The sequence below is a fragment of the Chelativorans sp. Marseille-P2723 genome (genome assembly GCF_902809845.1).
Lineage (GTDB): Bacteria > Pseudomonadota > Alphaproteobacteria > Rhizobiales > Rhizobiaceae > Chelativorans.
On the sequence record NZ_CADDWI010000007.1, the window covers coordinates 169,950 to 189,800 of the forward strand.

Sequence of the window (19,851 nt, forward strand, 5' to 3'; positions counted from 1 at the left end):
GTTTGCCGGGCATCAGACCTGCAAGCTTGATGCCCGGCTGCCGCTGTGCGATACGGCTCCGGCCGCAACACGTTCGGAGATAAGACATGGCAGGTGGCAATGGCCTCATGGCCGGCAAGCGTGGACTTGTTCTGGGTATCGCCAACAACCGCTCTATCGCTTGGGGAATAGCAAAGGCATGCGCGGTAGAGGGAGCCGAGCTTGCGCTCACCTATCAGGGCGATGCGTTGAAGAAGCGGGTCGAGCCGCTTGCTGCCGAATTGAATGCACAGGTCGTCGGCCATTGCGATGTTACCGATCTTGCAACCCTGGACGCGGTCTTCGCGGAGGTGGAGAAGCGCTGGGGCAGGCTAGATTTCCTGGTCCATGCCATCGCTTTCTCGGACAAGGACGAGCTGACCGGCCGTTACGTAGATACCACGCGGGAAAATTTCCTGCGCACCATGGACATCTCCGTCTATTCGCTTACGGCCGTTGCAAAACGCGCTGAAAAGCTGATGACGGATGGCGGGTCAATTCTCACGCTTACCTATTACGGGGCGGAGAAGGTCATGCCCCACTATAATGTGATGGGTGTGGCGAAGGCGGCCCTTGAAGCCAGTGTCCGCTATCTGGCCGTCGATCTGGGCGGAAACAACATCCGCGTGAACGCCATTTCTGCGGGCCCGATCAAGACCCTTGCTGCCTCCGGCATAGGCGATTTCCGGTATATTCTGCGCTGGAACGAGTACAATTCGCCGCTGAAGCGGGTCGTTACCATCGAGGAGGTAGGTGACACCGCCCTTTATATGCTTTCCCATCTGTCACGGGCGGTCACCGGCGAGGTGCTACACGTGGACGCGGGCTATCATGTTGTGGGAATGAAGGCGGTCGACGCGCCTGACATATCCACCGTCTCCGATTAAGGGAACCGGCTGCGGGACCAGGCCGGTCGAAAGGCAAACGTGCTTCCGCTCCTTTACATCGTGCGCCATGGCGAAACCGACTGGAACGTGGAAGAGCGTCTCCAGGGGCAGGCGGAAACGGACATTAACGCGCGTGGCCGGGAACAGGCCGCTCGCAACGGCGTGCATCTGGCGCGGCTTATCGAGGAGCCGGGAATATTCGATTTCGTATCGAGTCCATCCCGTCGCACGCGCAACACGATGGAGCGCATTCGCAACCGGATGGGACTTGCACCCGATGCTTACCGAACCGATCCCCGCCTTAAGGAGGTCCATTTCGGCGATTGGCAAGGGTTCACCTACGCGGAATTGGAGGAGAGGGAACCGGGCGTTACATCAAAGCGCATGGTGGACAAGTGGCATTTCCTGCCTCCCGGACGCGAGGCAGAAAGCTACGAGGTGATGGCGCGCCGCGTTCGTTCCTGGCTTGGTGAACTGAAGCGGCCTACGATCTGCGTGACCCATGGTGGCGTCGTGCGTGCCATCTTCCATCTGGTTGGAGGGGTGCCGGTCCAACAGGCCTCCGACCTGGAGGTGCCGCAAGACAGGATCTTGCGCGTGGAAGAAGGAAGGCTTGAATGGCTTTAGCGTCCTTCTCTCATTCGGGAAGGAACATGTCGGTTATCTGCCTTTCTCCATTCTCGCTGATCCTGTAGGCGATAACGACTTCCACGCCATCGGAGATGGCCGACATGTCAATCTCCGCAGGCAACTTGTAAGTCGAGCCGTCCTCAAGGGTGATAGTCATGGCTTGCGGATCGACAGTCGTGATGGTGCCCTCCGCATCGTTTGCCAAAGCTGGGCTCGCAAGCAGAGCAAGGCAGATTGCCGTTATTGCTGATCGCATGAGAAACCTCTCGTCTGATAGTTGGTGCTTTTACACGCGAACGTCCCTATCCGCACTACAAAACCGAATTGTGTCGAAACTGGAACGACAACGCGGTTTGACCGCGTCAGCAAAGAGAAATAGAAGCCTTTCCGCTGCTGTTGTGAAGGAAGAAGTCGAATGTCGCACAACACTTTCGGCCATTTGTTCCGGGTGACCACCTGGGGCGAGAGCCATGGACCGGCCATCGGTTGTGTGGTCGACGGCTGTCCTCCGGGAATCCGCTTCCGCCTGGCCGACATCCAGGCCGAACTCGACCGCCGCAGGCCCGGGCAGTCACGCTTCGTTACACAACGCCGCGAGCCTGATCAGGTAAGGATTTTGTCCGGTGTATTGCCGGAGGATGATGGTGAGACCGTGGTGTCGACGGGTACGCCCATCTCCGTGATGATCGAGAATGTCGATCAGCGCTCGAAGGATTATAGTGAGATCGCGGAGCGGTACCGTCCAGGTCACGCAGATTACAGCTATGAAATGAAATACGGGTTGCGGGACTATCGCGGCGGCGGGCGATCGTCTGCCCGGGAGACAGCCACGCGCGTTGCTGCAGGCGCCATCGCCAGAAGGATCGTGCCAGGCATGGTGGTACGCGGTGCTCTGGTTGCTATTGGCGAGAAAGAGATCGACCGCGGAAATTGGGACTGGGATTTCATCGACCATCCGGAGAATCCGTTCTTCACGCCCGATCCAAAATCTATATCGGTCTTCACGGAATATCTGGACGAGATCCGTAAGTCAGGCTCCTCGGTCGGTGCCGTTATCGAGGTGGTGGCAGAGGGGGTTCCGCCGGGCCTCGGAGCCCCCCTTTACAGCAAACTCGATCAGGATATCTGCGCGAACCTTATGTCCATCAATGCCGTAAAGGGAGTGGAGATCGGGAACGGCTTTGCAGCCGCGCGCATACGCGGCGAAGAAAATGCGGATGAAATGCGCACCGGTGTGGACGGGCAGCCGGTATTTCTATCGAACAATGCCGGCGGCATCCTGGGCGGCATCTCTACCGGGCAACCGATCGTGGCGCGTTTTGCAGTCAAGCCGACCTCTTCCATCCTGACACCGCGAAAATCGGTAGATCGGAGCGGCGCTGAGGTAGAGGTGGTAACGAAGGGAAGACACGATCCATGCGTAGGAATCAGGGCTGTCCCGATCGGTGAAGCCATGCTTGCCTGTGCCATTGCCGACCATTATTTGCGCCATCGAGGACAGACGGGAAAGGGATAGCGTGGCAAAAGGCATCCGTTGAAAGCCGCTTTTTTGGGGGCGATCAACGGCTGGCCGACAATCACTCCGCCTCTTCCCCCCAACCGGGAGTTCACCGAAATATCATGTCATACGACCAGAAGCGAGTTGTGGAGGCCGTGCGGGCCTTTGAACGCGGCGAGATTGTCGTCGTCACGGACGACGATGGCCGCGAGAATGAGGGCGACCTGATTGTCGCTGCTATCCATTGCACGCCGGAAAAGATGGCCTTCATTGTGCGCCATACGTCCGGCATCGTCTGCACCCCGATGCTTCGCGAGGATGCTCGCCGGCTCAATCTCACGCCAATGGTGGCCGAGAACGACGCGCCTCATCAGACTGCATTCACCGTAAGCATCGATTTCCGGCACGGAACGACCACGGGCATCTCTGCCGAAGACAGGACGCTGACGGTTCGGAATCTGGCGAACCCGAATGTGGGCCCTGCGGATTTTGTCCGGCCCGGCCACATCTTCCCGCTTGTTGCGCGCGAAGGCGGCGTTCTCATGCGCTCCGGTCACACTGAGGCTGCCGTCGATCTATGCCGTCTTGCGGGTCTTCCGACCGTTGGCGTCATCTGTGAGTTGGTGAATGATGACGGCACCGTTATGCGCGGGCCGCAGGTGGCTGCCTTCGCCGAGAAACATGCTCTGAAGCAAGTCTCCGTGGCCGATCTCATAGCCTACCGGCAGCGGCAGGAAACGCTTGTCGAAAGAGTTGCTGCCTTTCCTATCCAGACTTTTTCGGGAAGCGCGACAGCCTACACCTATACGCTTCCGTGGGAGGCAATGCAGCACCTAGCCATTGTCTTCGGCGATATCCGCGATGGTGTAGAGATTCCCGTGCGACTCCATACGGAAGATGTCGTTACCGATGTTTTCGGCACGGAGCAGAGGTTGCGCGACGTCATGAATTCGATGGCCGAGATGGGGCGGGGCGTGCTTGTCTATCTGCGCGAGGGCTCCGTTGGCGTCGCGCATCATCCACGCCGGCGCCGCAGTAGCGAGGAAGCCGAGAGCCATACGGAGGCTTTGACGCGGGAAACCGAGTGGCGCGAGGTGGGGCTGGGAGCGCAGATCCTGAAGGATCTGGGCATCACTTCCATCCGACTCCTGGCCTCCCGCGAGCGCCACTACATCGGCCTGAAAGGCTTTGGTATCGAGATCGCTGATACCATTATCATCGATCGCGATTAGTTCGTGATTGCAGGCGCGCGGGAATCCGCGCGCCAATCGCCTGCGCGCTCTTGTCAAGCGTACCAGGCTCCCATCACAACTTCCGTCTCGCTACCGGACTCGGCGACCTGTTGAGCGAATGCCTCAACGTCGCTGTCATTGTAGTGATAGGGATAGACGTAGACCGGCGCGAATTCGGCGACGGCGGAACTCGCCTGGTTCACATCCATCGTGTAGGGCAGGTTCATCGGCACGAAAGCGATGTAGATATCGGTGAGCGCGCGCATCTCGGGAATGTCTTCCGTATCCCCAGCGATATAGATACGCCGTCCATCTATTGTCAGCACATAGCCGTTGTCACGGCCCTGGGGATGATATTGCAGCCGCTCTTCGGTGGTGTTGTAGGCGGGAATGGCCTCGATCTCGATATCGCCCACCGAAGTCGTCTCGCCATTGCCGATGGCCGTCGCTTTTTCCTTTAGATCCTGAGGAAGCATTTCGTATACGGCCGGGTTCGTGATCAGTTGCGTCGACTCGCCCGTGATGGCCGACAGTGTCTCCGGATCGTAATGGTCCCCATGTTCGTGGGTGATCAAGATCACGTCCGGAGCAGGGTGTGCCTCATAGGCTGCCGCCCCGCCCACGGGGTCGTTGTAGATCACCATGCCCGGCACCATCATCACGAATGATGCGTGCGAGACGGGGAAAATGGAGATCTGTCCGCTCTCGGTGTCGTAGGTGTCGCCGCCTTCCTGCGCGCACGCGGCGAAGGGGACGATGGTTGGAACGCCGAGGGCAGCCAGCCCGGCGGCCGTCATCTTCAATGTGCTGCGTCGTGTAACGTGCATTCTATCCTCCCGGTATTATGGTGCAGAAATGTGATCCTTCCTGCAAAAGTGGCAGGCTTCAAGCCGCTCTCAATGACATTTTTGCGAGCAACGGTCAGGGATTGCGTCTGCGCGCCGCTCGTCTTCCTGCATGAACTGGAGTATCGTCCGAGAAGGGGAAGCAAAGGGGGATAGATTCGATGTGGGATTTCGAGATTGGACGGACACTTGCCATCATGGCGCGGACATGGCCGTTTATCGTCACGCGGATGGTGGTCTATTTCGGGATAACACTCGCTTACATTCTGGCGACCGGTGTAGGCGCGGGGATCGGCTTCGGCGTCGGCCACATAACCGATGATGCGACCGGATTTGCCTTCTGGGGCGGCGCTGTCGGTTTCGGCATCGTCTCGGCGGCAGTCTACTGGCTGCGGGAATACATTCTCTACATCGTCAAGGCAGGGCATATTGCCGTCATGGTGCGCCTGATTGATGGCCAAGACGTGCCGGAAGGGCAGGGTCAAGTCGCCTATGCAAGAGAGATCGTGACATCCCGCTTTGCGGAGGCGAGTGTCCTGTTCGTAGTCGATCAGCTTATCAAGGGCGTTATTCGCGTCCTGACGGGCCTTGTCGGCGGTACGGCGGCGCTGCTGCCCGTCCCGGCGCTTCAAACGCTGGCCCGCTTTGTCAATACGGTGATCCGGATCTCGCTCACCTATGTTGACGAGATCATCCTTGGCTACAACATCCGTACACAGAGCGCGACGCCTTTCGACAGCGCGCGGCAGGGGCTGGTGCTTTATGCCCAAAACGGAGGACAGATGGTGAAGAACGCCATCTGGCTTGCCATTTTCATGTGGGGGCTCGCCTTCCTCATCTTCCTCATCATGCTGGCTCCGGCAGCGGCCATCCTTTACCTCATGCCCGGCCAGCTTGCAGGCTGGAGCTTCGTGCTTGCCATCGTCTTCGCCTGGGCCGTGAAGGCTGCGCTGCTTGAGCCCTTCGCCATAGCGGCGCTGATGACGGTCTATTTCCGCACGATCGAAGGACAGACGCCAAATCCCGAGTGGGATGCACGGCTGGCGAATGCCTCCAAACATTTCCGGGAGCTGAAGGACCGGGCGGTCAGCACATTCGGCGGGGAGACAACGGCGGCCCCGCAGCCAAGCTAGCGCTGTAGAACGCGATTTCGCGGGTGGTAAAGAGCGGCATCAAGGCATATACGAGGCGCATGACCACGCGCCTTTATGCACATTCCGCCTGCTTGGAGCACCTGACGCCGCCCGGCCACCCGGAGCGACCCGACCGGCTAAGGGCGATAGAGAAGGTGCTCGCGCATGACGCCTTTGCGGAGCTGGAACGCGTAGAGGCACCACTAGCGGACGAAAGCGCCATTCTGCTTGCCCACACCGAACGCCACCTCCTCCGCGTGAAGGCAGCAATTCCAACCGACGGGCTGGCGCGTCTCGATGCCGATACCACCGTAAGCCCCGGTAGCTGGGAAGCCGCGTTGCGGGCTGTTGGCGCAGCGCTGGCGGCCGTGGACGATGTTTTTACCGGCCGCGCCAGGAATGCCTTCGTCGCCACGCGCCCTCCCGGCCATCACGCGGAGAAGGAGCGGGCGATGGGCTTTTGCCTCTTCAACAATGCTGCCATTGCCGCGCGCCACGCGCAGCGTACGCACGGCGCCGAGCGCGTTGCAATCATCGACTGGGATGTGCATCACGGGAACGGAACGCAGGATATTTTCTGGGACGATCCCGACGTGCTTTATTGCTCTACTCACCAAATGCCGCTTTATCCCGGCTCCGGAGCGGCAAACGAAACCGGGGCTGGTAATATCGTCAATGTGCCGCTTCCGCCCGGTGCGAACGGAGACGATTTCCGGGAGGCGCTGGAAGAGAGTGTCCTACCGCGCGTAGAAGCTTTCGGGCCCGATTTCATCATCATTTCGGCTGGTTTTGACGCGCATCATCGGGACCCGCTGGCCGAACTCTCCTTTTCAGAACAGGATTTTGCCTGGGCGACGGACAAGCTTAGGGAATGCGCCGGATCGCGGGCGGAGAATCGTCTTGTCAGCCTTCTTGAAGGCGGTTACGACCTCGAAGGACTGGCGCTTTCCGTGGCTGCCCATGTCGGTCGCTTGATGAAGGGGTAACGCATGAATTCCGACAGCCAGACGGCTGAAACCAACGGTGACATCAAGTCCATGACTTTCGAGCAGGCGCTTGAGGCGCTCGAGGCGATCGTCAACGATCTGGAACGGGGCGATGTGCCGCTGGAAGAATCGATCCGCATCTATGAGCGGGGAGAGGCGCTGAAGGATCATTGCGATCAGCTTCTGAAGGCGGCGGAGGATAAGGTAGAGAAGATTCGCCTTTCACGCGAGGGCCGCCCAACCGGCACTGAACCGCTCGACCCCGAATAGTTCCTACAAAGCAGGCTTACGCGTGAAATCGCCTCCTGAAACGCCGCTTCTCGACCGCGTTCGCGTCCCCTCAGACCTGAAACAGATACCCGAGGAGGACTTGCCTCGTCTCGCGGCGGAGCTGCGCGCCGAGCTTATCGATGTCGTGTCGCAGACCGGTGGGCATCTGGGCGCCGGTCTCGGCGTCGTGGAACTGACGGTCGCGCTCCATCATGTCTTTGACACGCCACATGACCGCCTGATCTGGGACGTCGGTCATCAGACCTACCCGCACAAGATCCTGACCGGGCGGCGCGATCGCATCCGCACACTGCGCCAGGAAGGCGGTCTGTCAGGCTTCACCAAGCGAGCCGAAAGTGAATATGATCCTTTCGGTGCCGGCCATTCCTCCACCTCTGTTTCGGCAGGGCTCGGTATGGCCGTGGCGCGGGACCTTTCCGGACAGCAGCGGCACGTTATCGCCGTTATCGGAGACGGCGCTATGTCGGCAGGTATGGTCTACGAAGCCATGAACAATGCCGGCGCGCTCAACGCAAGGCTGATTGTCATCCTGAATGACAATGACATGTCCATCGCTCCGCCAACGGGAGCAATGAGCGCTTATCTGGCGCGCCTCGCTTCGGGTCCGGCCTATCAGAATATTCGTGATGCCGGCAAGAAACTAACAGCGCAACTGGGCGGGAAGCTCGACCGAGCCATCACACGCGCCGTGGAACACGCGCGAGGCTATGTTACGGGCGGTACCCTGTTCGAGGAACTGGGCTTCTTCCATATCGGACCCATTGACGGGCACAATCTGGAACATCTCGTTCCTGTCCTGAAGAATGTGCGCGACCATGGCGAGGGGCCGGTTCTCATCCATGTCGTCACGAAGAAGGGCAAGGGCTATGCCCCGGCGGAGGCTGCCGAGGATAAATATCACGGTGTGGCGAAGTTCGACGTTATCACCGGGGCGCAGACCAAGGCGCCGACCGGCCCACCAAGCTATACGAAGGTCTTTGCGCAGGCGCTGGTGGAGGAGGCGCGCCGGGATGACAGGATCGTCGCCGTCACAGCCGCGATGCCATCAGGAACGGGCCTCGACATCTTCGGCAAGGAGTTTCCGGAGCGCACTTTCGATGTCGGCATTGCCGAGCAGCATGCCGCGACATTCGCCGCCGGGATGGCTGCCGAAGGCTATCGGCCCTTCGTGGCCATCTATTCGACCTTTCTGCAGCGTGCATACGACCAGGTAGTGCACGACATAGCCATCCAGAATTTGCCTGTCCGCTTCGCGGTCGACCGCGCAGGTTTTGTCGGCGCGGATGGTGCCACCCATTGCGGGGCCTTCGACGTCGCTTATCTCGCAATGCTTCCCAACATGGTGGTGATGGCGCCTGCCGATGAGGCGGAGCTGAAGCACATGGTGCGCACGGCAGCAGCCTATGATGATGGTCCCGTCGCCTTCCGCTATCCGCGAGGGGAGGGGGTGGGCACTGCCATGGCGGACCGAGGCGAAGTGCTTGAGATCGGCAATGGGCGCGTGCTGCGCGAGGGCAGCAGGATTGCACTGCTTTCCCTCGGAACGCGTCTTCAAGAGTGCCTGCGGGCCGCCGATGAGCTGGAGGCCGCTGGACTATCCACTACCGTCGCCGATGCTCGCTTTGCCAAACCGCTAGACGCCGATCTCCTTCGGCGCCTTGCCAATGAGCATGAAGTGGTGATCACAGTTGAGGAAGGCTCGATCGGCGGCTTCGGCGCCCATGTACTGCATTTTCTCGCGCATGAAGGATTGCTTGAAAAAGGACTAAAGGTGCGCCCGCTGGTAATGCCGGACTTCTTCATGGATCAGGCCGGGCCAGACCGCATGTATGCCGAGGCTGGCCTGGATGCGGCGGCAATCGTCCGTGCCGTCTTCGCGGCACTCGGAATGCAGGTGCAGGCAGCCCGTGCATGAAGAAGCAAGGTGGCGACGCTGCCCTTGCCATTCTCACTGCCATGGTTCACTTCATTCCCATGAACGTACCGCCACGCCTTCGGCTCGATCAGCTTCTGGTTGAGCGCGGCTACTTCGGCAGTCGCGCCCGCGCCCGTGACGCCGTGTTGCGCGGCACCGTGCGGATAGCCGGCGCGGTGATGGAAAAGCCCGGCCAGCCGGTTACGGCCGACGCAGATATCACGGTCGACGATCCGGCGCGTGGCTACGTCTCCCGCGCTGCCTTGAAGCTTGTTCATGGCCTCGATCATTTCGGCATGCTGGTCGAAGGCGCTTATGCGCTTGACATTGGCGCTTCCACGGGCGGCTTCACGCAGGTCTTGCTGGAGCGGGGGGCGGCGCATGTCGTCGCTGTCGATGTGGGCTCCGGACAAATGGACCCGCGCCTTAAGGAGGATCCGCGCGTAACCTGTCTGGAGGGCCTGAATGCGCGCCATATCACCATTGAAGCCATAGGCGCGCGCGCGCCTGATCTTCTTGTTTCGGATGTGAGTTTCATCTCCCTGAGGCTCGCCCTTCCGCCGGCACTGGAAGTAGCGCAAAGCGGCGCGCACGGTCTTTTCCTCGTGAAGCCGCAATTCGAGGCAGGCCGGGAGGCGGTTGGCAAGGGCGGTTTGCTGCGTGATCCTGAAATGGGAGAGGAAATCGCACATGAGGTCGCCAGTTGGCTGGAGACGAACCAGGGCTGGCGGACGATCGGCCTGACGGCTTCTCCCATAGAAGGCGGCGACGGGAACCGCGAATTCCTGCTGGCAGGGTGCAAGGCGTGAGCAAGCTTCTGTCCATCGCGGAACTGGGTGCGCAAGGCGACGGGATCGCCCGCACGCCGGCCGGCCCGATTTATGTTCCCTTTGCTCTGCCGGGAGATGTGGTGACTGCCCGGGTGGAGAAGGGTAGGGGCAGCCTTCTGACGGTCGAGAAGCCTTCACCCCTTCGGGTGGAACCGGTGAGCCCGCATTTCGGGGTATGCGGAGGATGTGCGGTTCAGCATCTCGCACTGCCTGCCTATCATGAATGGAAGCGGGAGAAGGTGGTGCGCGCTCTTTTAAGCCATGGGATCGAGGCGGAGGTGGAACCCCTCATACCTTGTCCGCCCGCCTCTCGCCGGCGCGTCACCTTTACGGCGAGGGCGGAACGCGGAAGCCTTCTCTTCGGGTTCAATGCCGCACGGTCGCACCGGATTGTCCAGATCGAGCAATGCCCTGTCGCGCGGCCGGAGATCGTTGCCGCACTTCCCGCTCTGCGGTCGCTTGCCGCTGCGCTTGCAAGTGGCCGCGGAGCGATCCGGCTGACTGTCACCATCACGCGAACAGGACTGGACATCTCCGCCGAGGCAGTAGGTGAACTTACGGAGAGGAGGCGCAGCCGCGCCGTCGAGATTTGCCTTGCAGAGGGCTTTGCGCGGCTTTCCGCAGATGGCGAGTTGGTGATCGAGCGGGAGAAGCCAGCGGTCCTGTTCGGGGACGTGGCTGTGGCGATTCCTCCCGGAGGCTTTCTTCAAGCGACGGAGGAAGCTGAAACAGCAATGGCAGAGCATGTCCTCAGCCATCTTCAAGGCTCAAGGCACGTTGCTGACCTTTTCGCCGGGAGCGGCACTTTTGCGCTGCGGCTTGCACGAACTGCGCGGGTACACGCGGTGGAAGGCGATGCGGCGTCTCTGGACGCGCTCGATTCTGCGGCGAAGCGGTCAGAACGACTGAAGCCGGTGAGCGTCGAAAGGCGCGATCTTTTCCGGCGGCCTCTTATACCGAAGGAACTGGAGCGTTTCGACGGCCTTGTCTTCGATCCTCCGCGGGCGGGTGCCGAGGCGCAAAGCCGGCAGATTGCCCGCTCAAGGATCCGGCGCCTTGCCGCGGTTTCCTGCAACCCGGGCACGCTGGCCCGTGATCTTGCCATGCTCGTCGCCGGTGGTTACCGGCTCGTTCGGGTGGTCCCCATTGACCAGTTCCTCTGGTCGCCGCATGTGGAGGTTGTGGCGTTATTGGAGCGGTAGGATAGGGGCTGCTAAAGTTTCCCTGCCAGGAGGCGCTGCACATAGTCCGGCACGATACGGGTGGCCGGACCGTGGAAAGCCTCATCGAAATTGTAGACGTTGTCCGATGGCTCCAGATTGAGTTCCACCGTCCGTCCGCCCGCACGGCCTGCCTCGTCCACGAATTGCGCTGCCGGATAGACGCTGCCGCTCGTGCCAATGGAAAGGAAGAGGTCGCAGGAAGATAGCGCCTCGTAAATACGTTCCATGTGGTAGGGCATCTCGCCGAACCAGACCACGTCCGGACGTAGACCGCCAGCCTGCCCACACGAGGGGCAGGCGATCTGCGTCGAAAGTTCCGTCCGCCATTCATGCCTGGCGCCGCATTGGGCGCACAGGGCCTTGGCAAGCTCCCCATGCATGTGGATCAGGTTATGCGAGCCGGCCTGCTCGTGCAGGTCATCAATATTCTGAGTGACCAGAAGCACGCTTCCAGGGTGTTCCCGTTCGAGCCGGGCCAGCGCGAAATGTGCCGCGTTTGGCGCCACGTTCCGCATCTGGCTGCGCCGGTCATTGTAGAATGCGTGAACCAGCTCCGGATTGGCAGCAAAACCCTCCGGCGTGGCGACCTGCCGATAGTCGTAGCGAGACCAGATGCCTTCCTTGTCGCGAAAAGTAGCGACGCCCGATTCGGCGGAAATGCCGGCACCGGTAAGAATGACAATGGAAGCGGGCATTACGTCTGCGTTCCACCCACTGTCATCTGGTCCATCCTGAGGTGAGGCTGGCCGACACCTACTGGGACCCATTGGCCCGCCTTGCCGCAATTACCAATACCGGTGTCGAGCTTCATGTCATTGCCGATCATTGTGACCCGATGCATGGCGTCCGGGCCGTTGCCGATCAGCATCGCGCCCTTGATCGGGCGGGTCACCTTGCCATCCTCGATCATGTAGGCTTCGGTGCAGCCGAAGACGAACTTGCCGCTGGTGATATCCACCTGCCCGCCGCCGAAGGAAACCGCATAAACGCCTTTCTTCACCGAAGCGATGATCTCCTCCGGCGTCTTGTCGCCCGCTGTCATGTAGGTGTTGGTCATGCGCGGCATGGGCTGATGTGCGTAGGATTCGCGCCGCCCGTTGCCCGTCGGGCTCATGCCCATCAGTCGCGCATTCTGCCGGTCCTGCATGTAGCTCACCAGCTTGCCGTCTTCGATAAGAACGGTGCGGTTCGATGGAGTGCCTTCATCGTCTATGGTGAGTGATCCGCGGCGCTCCTTGATGGTGCCGTCATCGACAACCGTCACGCCCTTAGCGGCAACCTGCTGCCCGAGGAGACCGGCAAAAGCCGAAGTCTTCTTGCGGTTGAAGTCGCCTTCGAGCCCGTGGCCAACGGCCTCGTGCAGCATGACGCCGGGCCAACCGCTGGCCAGTACGACATCGAACGTGCCAGCCGGGGCGGGCGCGGCCTCCAGATTGACAAGCGCCTGTCGCAGCGCCTCGCCTGCGGCAAAGCGCCAGGAATCCTCGGCCAGGAACTCACCGAAGCTCTTGCGTCCGCCCATGCCGTAAGAGCCGGTCTCCTGCCGGTCACCGTCGCCTACCACGACAGAAATGTTCATGCGCACCAAAGGACGGATATCACGAGCCAACTGCCCATCCGCACGCAGGATTTCCACATGCTGCCAGGAGGCAGCCAACGATGCGGTCACCTGCCTTACGCGCGGATCCTGAACTCTGATCCAGCCGTCGATCTCCTGCAGCAGCTTTGCCTTCTCTTCAAACCCCGGGGCGGCGATAGGATTTCCCTCGCCGTAGAGCCGCTGATTCGTGCCCATGGGCGGGGCGTCGAGGCGGCCGGAATAGCCGTGCTTGACAGCCCCCACGGCATCGGCTGCTCGCAGCAGGGCAGCATGCGAAAGCTCGCTGGAATGAGCGTAGCCTGTAGCTTCTCCCGCTACGGCGCGCAGGCCAAATCCCTGGTCAGTATTGAAGCTTGCCGTTTTCAGGCGGCCATTATCGAAGACGAGCGCCTCTCCCTCGCGGTACTCAAGATAAAGTTCACCGTCATCCGTGCCGGAAATGGTGTCGGAGACCAGAGATTTGAGTTTATCCGGAGAGCAGTCGAAGGCGTCGATGAGCGATCTCTGCATGGGCAGTCACCTTTCTGTTTCTCCTCATGTAGAGATACGAGCGAGAATGATCCAGTGTGCGGTGCAGGTTTGGCACCGCACAACACGGCTTATGCACTGCAGCGGCAAATTGCGGCAAAGGGGGAGGAACGGGACGCCCGCTCAGGGAAGCGCGTCGAATCCCTCGCCGAACCCGCTGAGGTCGACCGGGATTCCGATTCCCTCTTCCGGGGTCTGGAAGACGATGAACGTCGCCGATTCACCGTTCCTCAGCGTTGCCAGAAGCTCGTCATTGATGATGACTTCAGCGTAGCATCCATCCTGGAAACAGCGGACGAAATAGGCGCGTCCAATGTCTTTCCCGTCCACATTGAGGCCAAGCCCGTTGGGCAGCAGGACCCCGAGCGGAGCAAGTACGCGCAGGATTTCGGCTTGATCATCCGCCGTACGGAGCACGACGACGGACAGCCCGACTTCGGGCCTGTCCTCTGCAAGAACGTTCTGCATCATCGCGCATTGCTCGCTGGAAGCGCCTGCAGGCGTATCGCAGACAATGGACCACGCGCCGTGGGTGGCGCGTACATTTCCATTGCCTGGCTGTTGCGAAGCAGCGGGCAGGATAGCGGCAAGGAACAGGACTAGTGCGGCCGCGAGTGTATTTATGGGCATGGATGTTTCTCCCAGCGATTCGCGGCAATTGTACCCGATGCCACTGAAGTCAGAAGGGGCAAGTGCCCGCAACGCCATGACGATGCCCGGCGACGCGACGGAAGCCCAGCCACCTTTCGGGCAACTTCTGCATAAATCCGCCAGAACTATGACGTAGGCTTGGCTTGTGGGAGCGCAATTATGCTGGCGCCAGCGCAAAAATGCCGCATCTGCTCATCCAGCCCTTCCTTGCGGTTCTCATGAGAGTATGATTTGAACGCGCCCGTATGGACCGGGAATCTCGGCAGAAGCTTTTCCGCCGCACAAGATTTTGCGATACGGGCGGCGGTAAGGCGCACGATTGGGAGATGACGAGGGTGATGAAGAGATTTGTTGCGAGCCTGGGGCTCTTCTCCGCAATGGCTGGGGCTACCGGCGCATATGCTGCACAGCCCGAACCTTGGCAAATACGATTCCAGCCCGCGGCCACCGGCATCATGGAAGAGGTCGCCTGGTTTGAGGAATATACGCTCTGGTTCCTCGGCGCGATCACGATTCTGGTGATGGTGCTGATCGCGTGGTGTATTATCCGTTACAGGGCCAGCGCCAATCCTGTTCCGTCGCGGACCAGCCATAACACCTTGATTGAGGTGATCTGGACCGTGGGGCCGGTGATCGTGCTTCTGTTTCTTGCCGTTCCTTCCTTCCAGCTTCTGACGTCACAGTTTACGCCTCCGGAAGAGCCGGCGATGACCATCAAGGCGACTGGCGTCCAGTGGTACTGGGACTATGAATATCAGGACGAGGAGAATCCGCTGACCTTTACCTCGCTCATGCTGCAGGAAGATGAGCGAGCGGCATCTGGCAAGGAGGACGTGGCGCAATATCCGCGGCTTCTGGCGGTCGATAACGAGGTCGTCGTGCCCGTTGCCACGACCGTGCGTGTTCTTGTGACCGCGAGCGATGTCATTCACGCCTTCGCTGTGCCCGCCTTCGGCATCAAGATCGACGCTGTGCCTGGCCGCCTCAACGAAACCTGGTTCAAGGCTGAGCGCGAAGGTCTCTATTACGGGCAGTGCTCCGAGCTTTGCGGTAAGGATCATGCCTTCATGCCGATTGCCATTCGCGTCGTCTCACAGGAGCAATTCCAGGAATGGTACGCTGCCGCGCAAGACGATCTGGGGGCGGCCAACAGCGCGCTGATGGCTGCTATCGAGAACAGTAATAATGGTAAGAAAGTTGCCTCCGCTAACTAAGCGGTCGGGCGGGGAAAATTAATTGGAGCGGTGAGACGAGATGGCAAGCGCTGCGGCACATAGCGATCATCATGAGCATAAGCCGAAAGGCTGGGTTCGTTGGGTCTACTCCACGAACCATAAGGATATCGGCACGCTCTATCTGATCTTTTCGATCATAGCGGGCATTATCGGGGGCTTCATGTCCGTGATGATGCGCTGGGAGCTTGCCGAGCCGGGCATCCAGATATTCCATGGGCTGGCTTCCATGGTCTATGGAGCAGAGGGTATTGCGGCCGTCGATGCGGGCAAGGAGCTCTATAACGTCTTCACCACTGCGCATGGCCTGATCATGATCTTCTTCATGGTCATGCCCGGACTCATTGGCGGCTTTGCCAACTGGATGCTGCCGATCATGATCGGTGCGCCGGACATGGCGTTCCCGCGCATGAACAACATCTCTTTCTGGCTCCTGCCGCCGGCTTTCCTATTGCTCCTGTTGTCGTTCTTCGTTCCCGGCGCGGCCGGCAGCTATGGCGGTGGCACGGGCTGGACGCTCTATCCGCCGCTTTCCACCACCGGGCAGCCGGGGCCTGCGGTCGACATGATGATCCTGTCGCTGCATATTGCGGGGGCCTCGTCCATCCTTGGCGCGATCAACTTCATTACCACCGTCTTCAACATGCGCGCGCCAGGAATGACCATGCACAAGATGCCATTGTTTGCATGGTCGATCCTGATCACTGCCTTCCTGCTGCTGATCTCGCTGCCGGTGCTGGCAGGCGGCATAACGATGCTGCTGACCGATCGCAACTTCGGCACGGCATTCTTCGCGCCAGATGGCGGTGGCGATCCGATCCTCTACCAGCACCTTTTCTGGTTCTTCGGGCACCCTGAAGTTTACATCATGATTCTGCCGGGCTTCGGGATCGTCAGCCACATCGTGTCCACCTTCTCGCGCAAGCCCATCTTCGGCTATCTCGGCATGGCCTATGCCATGGTCGCGATTGGCGTGATCGGCTTCATCGTGTGGGCTCACCACATGTACACGGTGGGGCTGTCGCTCGACACGCAGCGCTATTTCGTCTTCGCGACTCTCGTGATCGCAGTGCCAACGGGCATCAAGGTCTTCTCCTGGATCGCGACCATGTGGGGCGGGTCCATTTCGTTCCGCGTGCCGATGCTGTGGGCAATTGCCTTCATCTTCCTGTTCACAATCGGCGGCGTCACGGGCGTTCAGCTCGCTAATGCGGGCCTCGACCGCGCCATGCACGATACCTATTACGTCGTGGCCCATTTCCACTATGTTCTGTCGATGGGTGCCGTGTTCGCCATCTTCGCGGCCTGGTACTACTGGTTCCCGAAGATGACCGGGTACATGTACAATTCCTTCGTCGCCAAGCTGCATTTCTGGATCACCTTCATTGGCGTGAACCTTATTTTCTTCCCGCAGCACTTCCTGGGTCTTGCCGGAATGCCCCGCCGCTACATCGACTATCCGGATGCGTATGCAGGATGGAACCTGGTGTCGTCCTACGGCTCTTATCTTGCGGCCATCGGTGTGCTCGTCTTCCTGTATGGCGTGATCGAGGCCTATGCGAAGAAGCGGGTGGCGGGTGCGAATCCGTGGGGCGAGGGCGCAACGACGCTGGAGTGGCAGCTTCCGTCGCCGCCGCCCTTCCACCAGTGGGAAGAACTGCCGAGGATCAGGTAACTTGACCAAGCTTGCGGCCTGGAATGTTGCCGGGCCGCCGCTACCTTAGGAAGAAGCGACAAGACATGACACTGATTGAGCGTACAGATGTAAACGGCGATACCGGCCGCCTCTCCGAGGCTACCGCTGCCGACTATGTCGCGCTTCTGAAGCCGCGTGTCATGTCGCTTGTCATTTTTACTGCCTTTGTCGGCATCGTACTGGCGCCGGCGAACGCCAATCCCATGCTTGCTTTCATTTCCCTGCTGGCAATTGCCGTGGGGGCTGGAGCGTCCGGGTCGCTCAACATGTGGTACGACGCCGACATCGATATAAAGATGTCGCGCACGGCGGGGCGGCCTGTACCGGCCGGCCGCATCACGCCTGGCGAGGCGTTGGGCTTCGGCCTCGTTCTTGCCGGCTTTTCCGTTGCTACGCTGGGCCTGATGGCCAACTGGGTGGCTGCCTCGCTGCTCGCCTTCACCATTTTCTTCTACGCCGTCATCTATACGATGTGGCTGAAACGGCTGACGCCGCAGAACATCGTCATCGGCGGGGCGGCCGGCTCCCTTCCGCCGGTTGTCGGCTGGGCAGCCGTGACCGGTTCGGTGAGCCTGGAAAGCCTTGTGCTTTTCCTCATCATCTTCCTGTGGACGCCGCCGCATTTCTGGGCACTCGCGCTGTTCAAGACGAATGACTATGCCCAGGCCGGGGTGCCCATGATGCCGAATGTTCGCGGAGAGGCGCATACCCGCAAGCAGATCTTCGCCTACTCCGTTCTGCTGGCGGCCAGCGGCATACTGCCCACAGTGCTCGGTTTTGCGGGCCTTGCCTATGGTGTGGTGGCGGCTGGCCTTGGAGTGGGGTTTGTCTGGTACGCCTGGCGTGTTCTGACCATGCGCGATGACGACCGCGCAAAGGCGCCGGCGAAAGCATTGTTCGGCTACTCTCTTGTCTATCTGTTCGCCATTTTCGCCGCGCTTCTCGTGGAGGAAATGCTAGCCCGCTTCGGAGCCTGGTAATGCCGGAGCAAGAGCGGATCAAACCAACGGAGAAACAGCTCAAGGCGCGGCGCAACCGCTCCATCGCCATCGCGCTTGCACTGGCTGCCTTCGTCATCATCGTCTATCTAGGCAGCCTGATGAAGCTCGGGCCTGCCGTGTTCGATAGGGCAATGTGAGGCAATGAGGACGACCATGGAAAACAGCAATCGCCGCAATCTTGGCGTAGCCGTCATTTGTGCCGGCGTGTTCGCGGGCATGGTGGGCCTCTCCTTCGCCGCAGTGCCGCTTTACAGGCTTTTCTGCCAAGTTACAGGCTTCGGGGGCACGACCCAGCGCGTTACGCAGTATTCAGACACGATTCTCGATCAGACGATTACCGTCCGCTTCGATGCCAATACTAACGGCCTTCCGTGGAATTTCCGTCCCAAGCAGAGGGAAGTGACAATCAGAATTGGCGAGACTACGGAGGTCGCCTATCTAGCCGAGAACATCGGCCCAACGGCAACCTCCGGGACGGCAACGTTCAACGTCACCCCGCCCTTGGCAGGTGGATATTTCAATAAGGTCGAATGCTTCTGCTTTACTGAGCAGGAGCTTCAACCGGGCCAGACTTACGAGATGCCGGTGCAGTTCTTCATCGACCCTGAGATCGTCAATGTACGGGAACTCAGCAAGAGCAACACCATAACCCTTTCCTACACCTTCTATCCGCTGCAGCAGGAGACGGCAGAGACGCCGGCCGCCGGTGCAGCCAAGAGACCAGAGCTCGGGGGATAATCATGGCAGAAGCCCACGCGAAGAATCACGACTACCACATCATCGATCCAAGCCCGTGGCCCTTCATCGGCTCTATAGGTGCGCTGGTGATGGCCCTTGGCGGTATCGCCTGGATGCGGTCGTCCATGGGCGCCACCTTCCCGCTACTCGGCGTGGATCTGGCAAAGGCCAATTACTGGCTGTTCTTCATTGGTGTGCTTATCGTTCTTTATACGATGTTCTCCTGGTGGAGCGACACGGTAAAGGAGGCGCATGAAGGGCATCATACCCGCGTGGTATCGCTGCATCTGCGCTACGGCATGATCATGTTCATCGCCTCGGAGCTGATGTTCTTCGTAGCATGGTTCTGGGCTTTCTTCGATGCGAGCCTTTTCCCCGGCGACGCAGCGCAGGTCAGCAGATCCGAATTCACGGGCGGGGAGTGGCCGCCGCAGGGCATCGAGGTGCTCGATCCCTTCCACCTGCCGCTGTACAACACCATTATCCTGCTGCTTTCGGGCACAACAGTCACATGGGCGCACCATGCGGTGCTTGAGAACGACCGCAGGGGACTTGTGTGGGGACTTGCGCTGACCGTAGCGCTCGGCATTCTGTTCAGCTTCGTGCAGATCTATGAATACATGCACGCGCCTTTCTCCTTCAGCAATTCGATCTACGGCGCGACCTTCTACATGACGACTGGCTTCCACGGGTTCCACGTCTTTATCGGTACGGTCTTCCTCGCGGTGTGCCTATTCAGGGCGATTGCAGGACATTTCACGCCCCAGCAGCATTTCGGCCTGGAAGCTGCAGCCTGGTACTGGCACTTTGTGGACGTTGTCTGGCTGTTCCTTTTCGCCTTCATGTACGTCTGGGCTTCGGTGGGCGCGGACATCGCTCCCCACTAAGCGGTAAGGCGACGTCACAGCAATAGTCCC

21 protein-coding genes are annotated in these 19,851 nt (G+C 60.1%); 16 read left to right on the top strand and 5 right to left on the bottom strand.

The window, feature by feature from the left end; genetic code table 11:
- Positions 1-86 precede the first annotated feature (86 nt).
- Positions 87-905, top strand: coding sequence for an enoyl-ACP reductase FabI (gene fabI, locus HUS57_RS00845; protein WP_173931040.1), 819 nt, complete (start codon positions 87-89; stop codon positions 903-905).
- Between the two features lie 39 nt (positions 906-944).
- The gene (locus HUS57_RS00850; RefSeq protein WP_173931041.1) at positions 945-1,532 is read left to right on the top strand and encodes a histidine phosphatase family protein; all 588 of its coding nucleotides are present in this window, start codon (positions 945-947) and stop codon (positions 1,530-1,532) included.
- Between the two features lie 10 nt (positions 1,533-1,542).
- Here HUS57_RS00850 and HUS57_RS00855 read toward each other — a convergent pair whose 3' ends face one another.
- Complete coding sequence (locus HUS57_RS00855; RefSeq protein WP_173931042.1) at positions 1,543-1,791, bottom strand: DUF1344 domain-containing protein; 249 nt, start codon at positions 1,789-1,791, stop codon at positions 1,543-1,545.
- 159 nt (positions 1,792-1,950) lie between these two features.
- On the opposite strand from HUS57_RS00855, the gene aroC reads away from it, so the two are divergent.
- Both aroC and ribB read left to right on the top strand, forming a co-directional pair.
- Complete coding sequence (gene aroC, locus HUS57_RS00860; RefSeq protein WP_173931043.1) at positions 1,951-3,051, top strand: chorismate synthase; 1,101 nt, start codon at positions 1,951-1,953, stop codon at positions 3,049-3,051.
- Positions 3,052-3,155: 104 nt separating this feature from the next.
- Entirely contained in the window at positions 3,156-4,265 is a 1,110-nt protein-coding gene (gene ribB / locus HUS57_RS00865; protein ID WP_173931044.1) for a 3,4-dihydroxy-2-butanone-4-phosphate synthase, read from the top strand.
- Between the two features lie 53 nt (positions 4,266-4,318).
- Here ribB and HUS57_RS00870 read toward each other — a convergent pair whose 3' ends face one another.
- Complete coding sequence (locus HUS57_RS00870) at positions 4,319-5,092, bottom strand: MBL fold metallo-hydrolase (RefSeq protein ID WP_173931045.1); 774 nt, start codon at positions 5,090-5,092, stop codon at positions 4,319-4,321.
- Positions 5,093-5,271: 179 nt separating this feature from the next.
- Between HUS57_RS00870 and HUS57_RS00875 the strand changes: the two genes are divergently transcribed.
- Genes HUS57_RS00875 through HUS57_RS00900 form a run of 6 tightly spaced genes read left to right on the top strand, consistent with a single transcriptional unit; the run spans position 5,272 to position 11,467 of the window.
- A complete protein-coding gene (locus HUS57_RS00875; protein WP_173931046.1) occupies positions 5,272-6,243 on the top strand; it encodes a hypothetical protein in 972 nt (323 codons plus the stop codon).
- A 59-nt stretch (positions 6,244-6,302) separates the two neighbouring features.
- Complete coding sequence (locus HUS57_RS00880) at positions 6,303-7,229, top strand: histone deacetylase family protein (protein ID WP_173931047.1); 927 nt, start codon at positions 6,303-6,305, stop codon at positions 7,227-7,229.
- Positions 7,230-7,232: 3 nt separating this feature from the next.
- The gene (locus HUS57_RS00885) at positions 7,233-7,499 is read left to right on the top strand and encodes an exodeoxyribonuclease VII small subunit (RefSeq protein WP_173931048.1); all 267 of its coding nucleotides are present in this window, start codon (positions 7,233-7,235) and stop codon (positions 7,497-7,499) included.
- Between the two features lie 22 nt (positions 7,500-7,521).
- Positions 7,522-9,435, top strand: a complete 1,914-nt coding sequence (gene dxs / locus HUS57_RS00890) for a 1-deoxy-D-xylulose-5-phosphate synthase (RefSeq protein ID WP_173931049.1) — start codon at positions 7,522-7,524, stop codon at positions 9,433-9,435.
- Positions 9,436-9,494: 59 nt separating this feature from the next.
- Entirely contained in the window at positions 9,495-10,244 is a 750-nt protein-coding gene (locus HUS57_RS00895; protein WP_173931209.1) for a TlyA family RNA methyltransferase, read from the top strand.
- Positions 10,241-11,467 carry a class I SAM-dependent RNA methyltransferase gene (locus HUS57_RS00900; RefSeq protein WP_173931050.1) on the top strand — a complete coding sequence of 409 codons (1,227 nt, stop codon included), beginning with the start codon at positions 10,241-10,243 and terminating at the stop codon, positions 11,465-11,467. Before HUS57_RS00895 ends, HUS57_RS00900 begins: the two co-directional genes overlap by 4 nt.
- A gap of 11 nt (positions 11,468-11,478) precedes the next feature.
- Here the strand turns inward: HUS57_RS00900 and HUS57_RS00905 are convergent, their stop codons facing one another.
- From HUS57_RS00905 to HUS57_RS00915, 3 genes are all read right to left on the bottom strand, one after another.
- Positions 11,479-12,183, bottom strand: coding sequence for an NAD-dependent deacylase (locus HUS57_RS00905; protein ID WP_173931051.1), 705 nt, complete (start codon positions 12,181-12,183; stop codon positions 11,479-11,481).
- Positions 12,183-13,598, bottom strand: coding sequence for a metalloprotease TldD (gene tldD, locus HUS57_RS00910; RefSeq protein WP_173931052.1), 1,416 nt, complete (start codon positions 13,596-13,598; stop codon positions 12,183-12,185). Before tldD ends, HUS57_RS00905 begins: the two co-directional genes overlap by 1 nt.
- 141 nt (positions 13,599-13,739) lie before the next feature.
- On the bottom strand, positions 13,740-14,246 hold the full coding sequence (locus HUS57_RS00915) for an invasion associated locus B family protein (RefSeq protein WP_173931053.1): 507 nt from the start codon (positions 14,244-14,246) through the stop codon (positions 13,740-13,742).
- A 359-nt stretch (positions 14,247-14,605) separates the two neighbouring features.
- Between HUS57_RS00915 and coxB the strand changes: the two genes are divergently transcribed.
- The 6 genes from coxB (at position 14,606) to HUS57_RS00945 (ending at position 19,821) form a co-directional block, all read left to right on the top strand.
- Positions 14,606-15,481: a cytochrome c oxidase subunit II gene (coxB, locus tag HUS57_RS00920; RefSeq protein ID WP_173931054.1), complete on the top strand. Its 876-nt coding sequence runs from the start codon at positions 14,606-14,608 to the stop codon at positions 15,479-15,481.
- A gap of 40 nt (positions 15,482-15,521) precedes the next feature.
- Positions 15,522-17,174 carry a cytochrome c oxidase subunit I gene (gene ctaD, locus HUS57_RS00925; protein ID WP_173931055.1) on the top strand — a complete coding sequence of 551 codons (1,653 nt, stop codon included), beginning with the start codon at positions 15,522-15,524 and terminating at the stop codon, positions 17,172-17,174.
- 65 nt (positions 17,175-17,239) lie between these two features.
- A complete protein-coding gene (locus tag HUS57_RS00930; protein ID WP_173931056.1) occupies positions 17,240-18,175 on the top strand; it encodes a heme o synthase in 936 nt (311 codons plus the stop codon).
- Positions 18,175-18,333, top strand: coding sequence for a hypothetical protein (locus HUS57_RS00935; RefSeq protein ID WP_173931057.1), 159 nt, complete (start codon positions 18,175-18,177; stop codon positions 18,331-18,333). Before HUS57_RS00930 ends, HUS57_RS00935 begins: the two co-directional genes overlap by 1 nt.
- Positions 18,334-18,349: 16 nt before the next feature.
- The gene (locus tag HUS57_RS00940) at positions 18,350-18,934 is read left to right on the top strand and encodes a cytochrome c oxidase assembly protein (protein WP_246727678.1); all 585 of its coding nucleotides are present in this window, start codon (positions 18,350-18,352) and stop codon (positions 18,932-18,934) included.
- A gap of 2 nt (positions 18,935-18,936) precedes the next feature.
- On the top strand, positions 18,937-19,821 hold the full coding sequence (locus tag HUS57_RS00945; RefSeq protein ID WP_173931059.1) for a cytochrome c oxidase subunit 3: 885 nt from the start codon (positions 18,937-18,939) through the stop codon (positions 19,819-19,821).
- Positions 19,822-19,851: the final 30 nt, after the last annotated feature.

Coding starts and splice junctions, on each gene's coding strand:
- fabI (WP_173931040.1), top strand. CDS start 87: ATGGCAGGTGGCAATGGCCTCATGGCCGGCAAGCGTGGACTTGTTCTG.
- HUS57_RS00855 (WP_173931042.1), bottom strand. CDS start 1,791: ATGCGATCAGCAATAACGGCAATCTGCCTTGCTCTGCTTGCGAGCCCA.
- aroC (WP_173931043.1), top strand. CDS start 1,951: ATGTCGCACAACACTTTCGGCCATTTGTTCCGGGTGACCACCTGGGGC.
- ribB (WP_173931044.1), top strand. CDS start 3,156: ATGTCATACGACCAGAAGCGAGTTGTGGAGGCCGTGCGGGCCTTTGAA.
- HUS57_RS00870 (WP_173931045.1), bottom strand. CDS start 5,092: ATGCACGTTACACGACGCAGCACATTGAAGATGACGGCCGCCGGGCTG.
- HUS57_RS00875 (WP_173931046.1), top strand. CDS start 5,272: ATGTGGGATTTCGAGATTGGACGGACACTTGCCATCATGGCGCGGACA.
- HUS57_RS00880 (WP_173931047.1), top strand. CDS start 6,303: ATGACCACGCGCCTTTATGCACATTCCGCCTGCTTGGAGCACCTGACG.
- HUS57_RS00885 (WP_173931048.1), top strand. CDS start 7,233: ATGAATTCCGACAGCCAGACGGCTGAAACCAACGGTGACATCAAGTCC.
- HUS57_RS00895 (WP_173931209.1), top strand. CDS start 9,495: ATGAACGTACCGCCACGCCTTCGGCTCGATCAGCTTCTGGTTGAGCGC.
- HUS57_RS00905 (WP_173931051.1), bottom strand. CDS start 12,183: ATGCCCGCTTCCATTGTCATTCTTACCGGTGCCGGCATTTCCGCCGAA.
- tldD (WP_173931052.1), bottom strand. CDS start 13,598: ATGCAGAGATCGCTCATCGACGCCTTCGACTGCTCTCCGGATAAACTC.
- HUS57_RS00915 (WP_173931053.1), bottom strand. CDS start 14,246: ATGCCCATAAATACACTCGCGGCCGCACTAGTCCTGTTCCTTGCCGCT.
- coxB (WP_173931054.1), top strand. CDS start 14,606: ATGAAGAGATTTGTTGCGAGCCTGGGGCTCTTCTCCGCAATGGCTGGG.
- ctaD (WP_173931055.1), top strand. CDS start 15,522: ATGGCAAGCGCTGCGGCACATAGCGATCATCATGAGCATAAGCCGAAA.
- HUS57_RS00930 (WP_173931056.1), top strand. CDS start 17,240: ATGACACTGATTGAGCGTACAGATGTAAACGGCGATACCGGCCGCCTC.
- HUS57_RS00935 (WP_173931057.1), top strand. CDS start 18,175: ATGCCGGAGCAAGAGCGGATCAAACCAACGGAGAAACAGCTCAAGGCG.
- HUS57_RS00940 (WP_246727678.1), top strand. CDS start 18,350: ATGGAAAACAGCAATCGCCGCAATCTTGGCGTAGCCGTCATTTGTGCC.
- HUS57_RS00945 (WP_173931059.1), top strand. CDS start 18,937: ATGGCAGAAGCCCACGCGAAGAATCACGACTACCACATCATCGATCCA.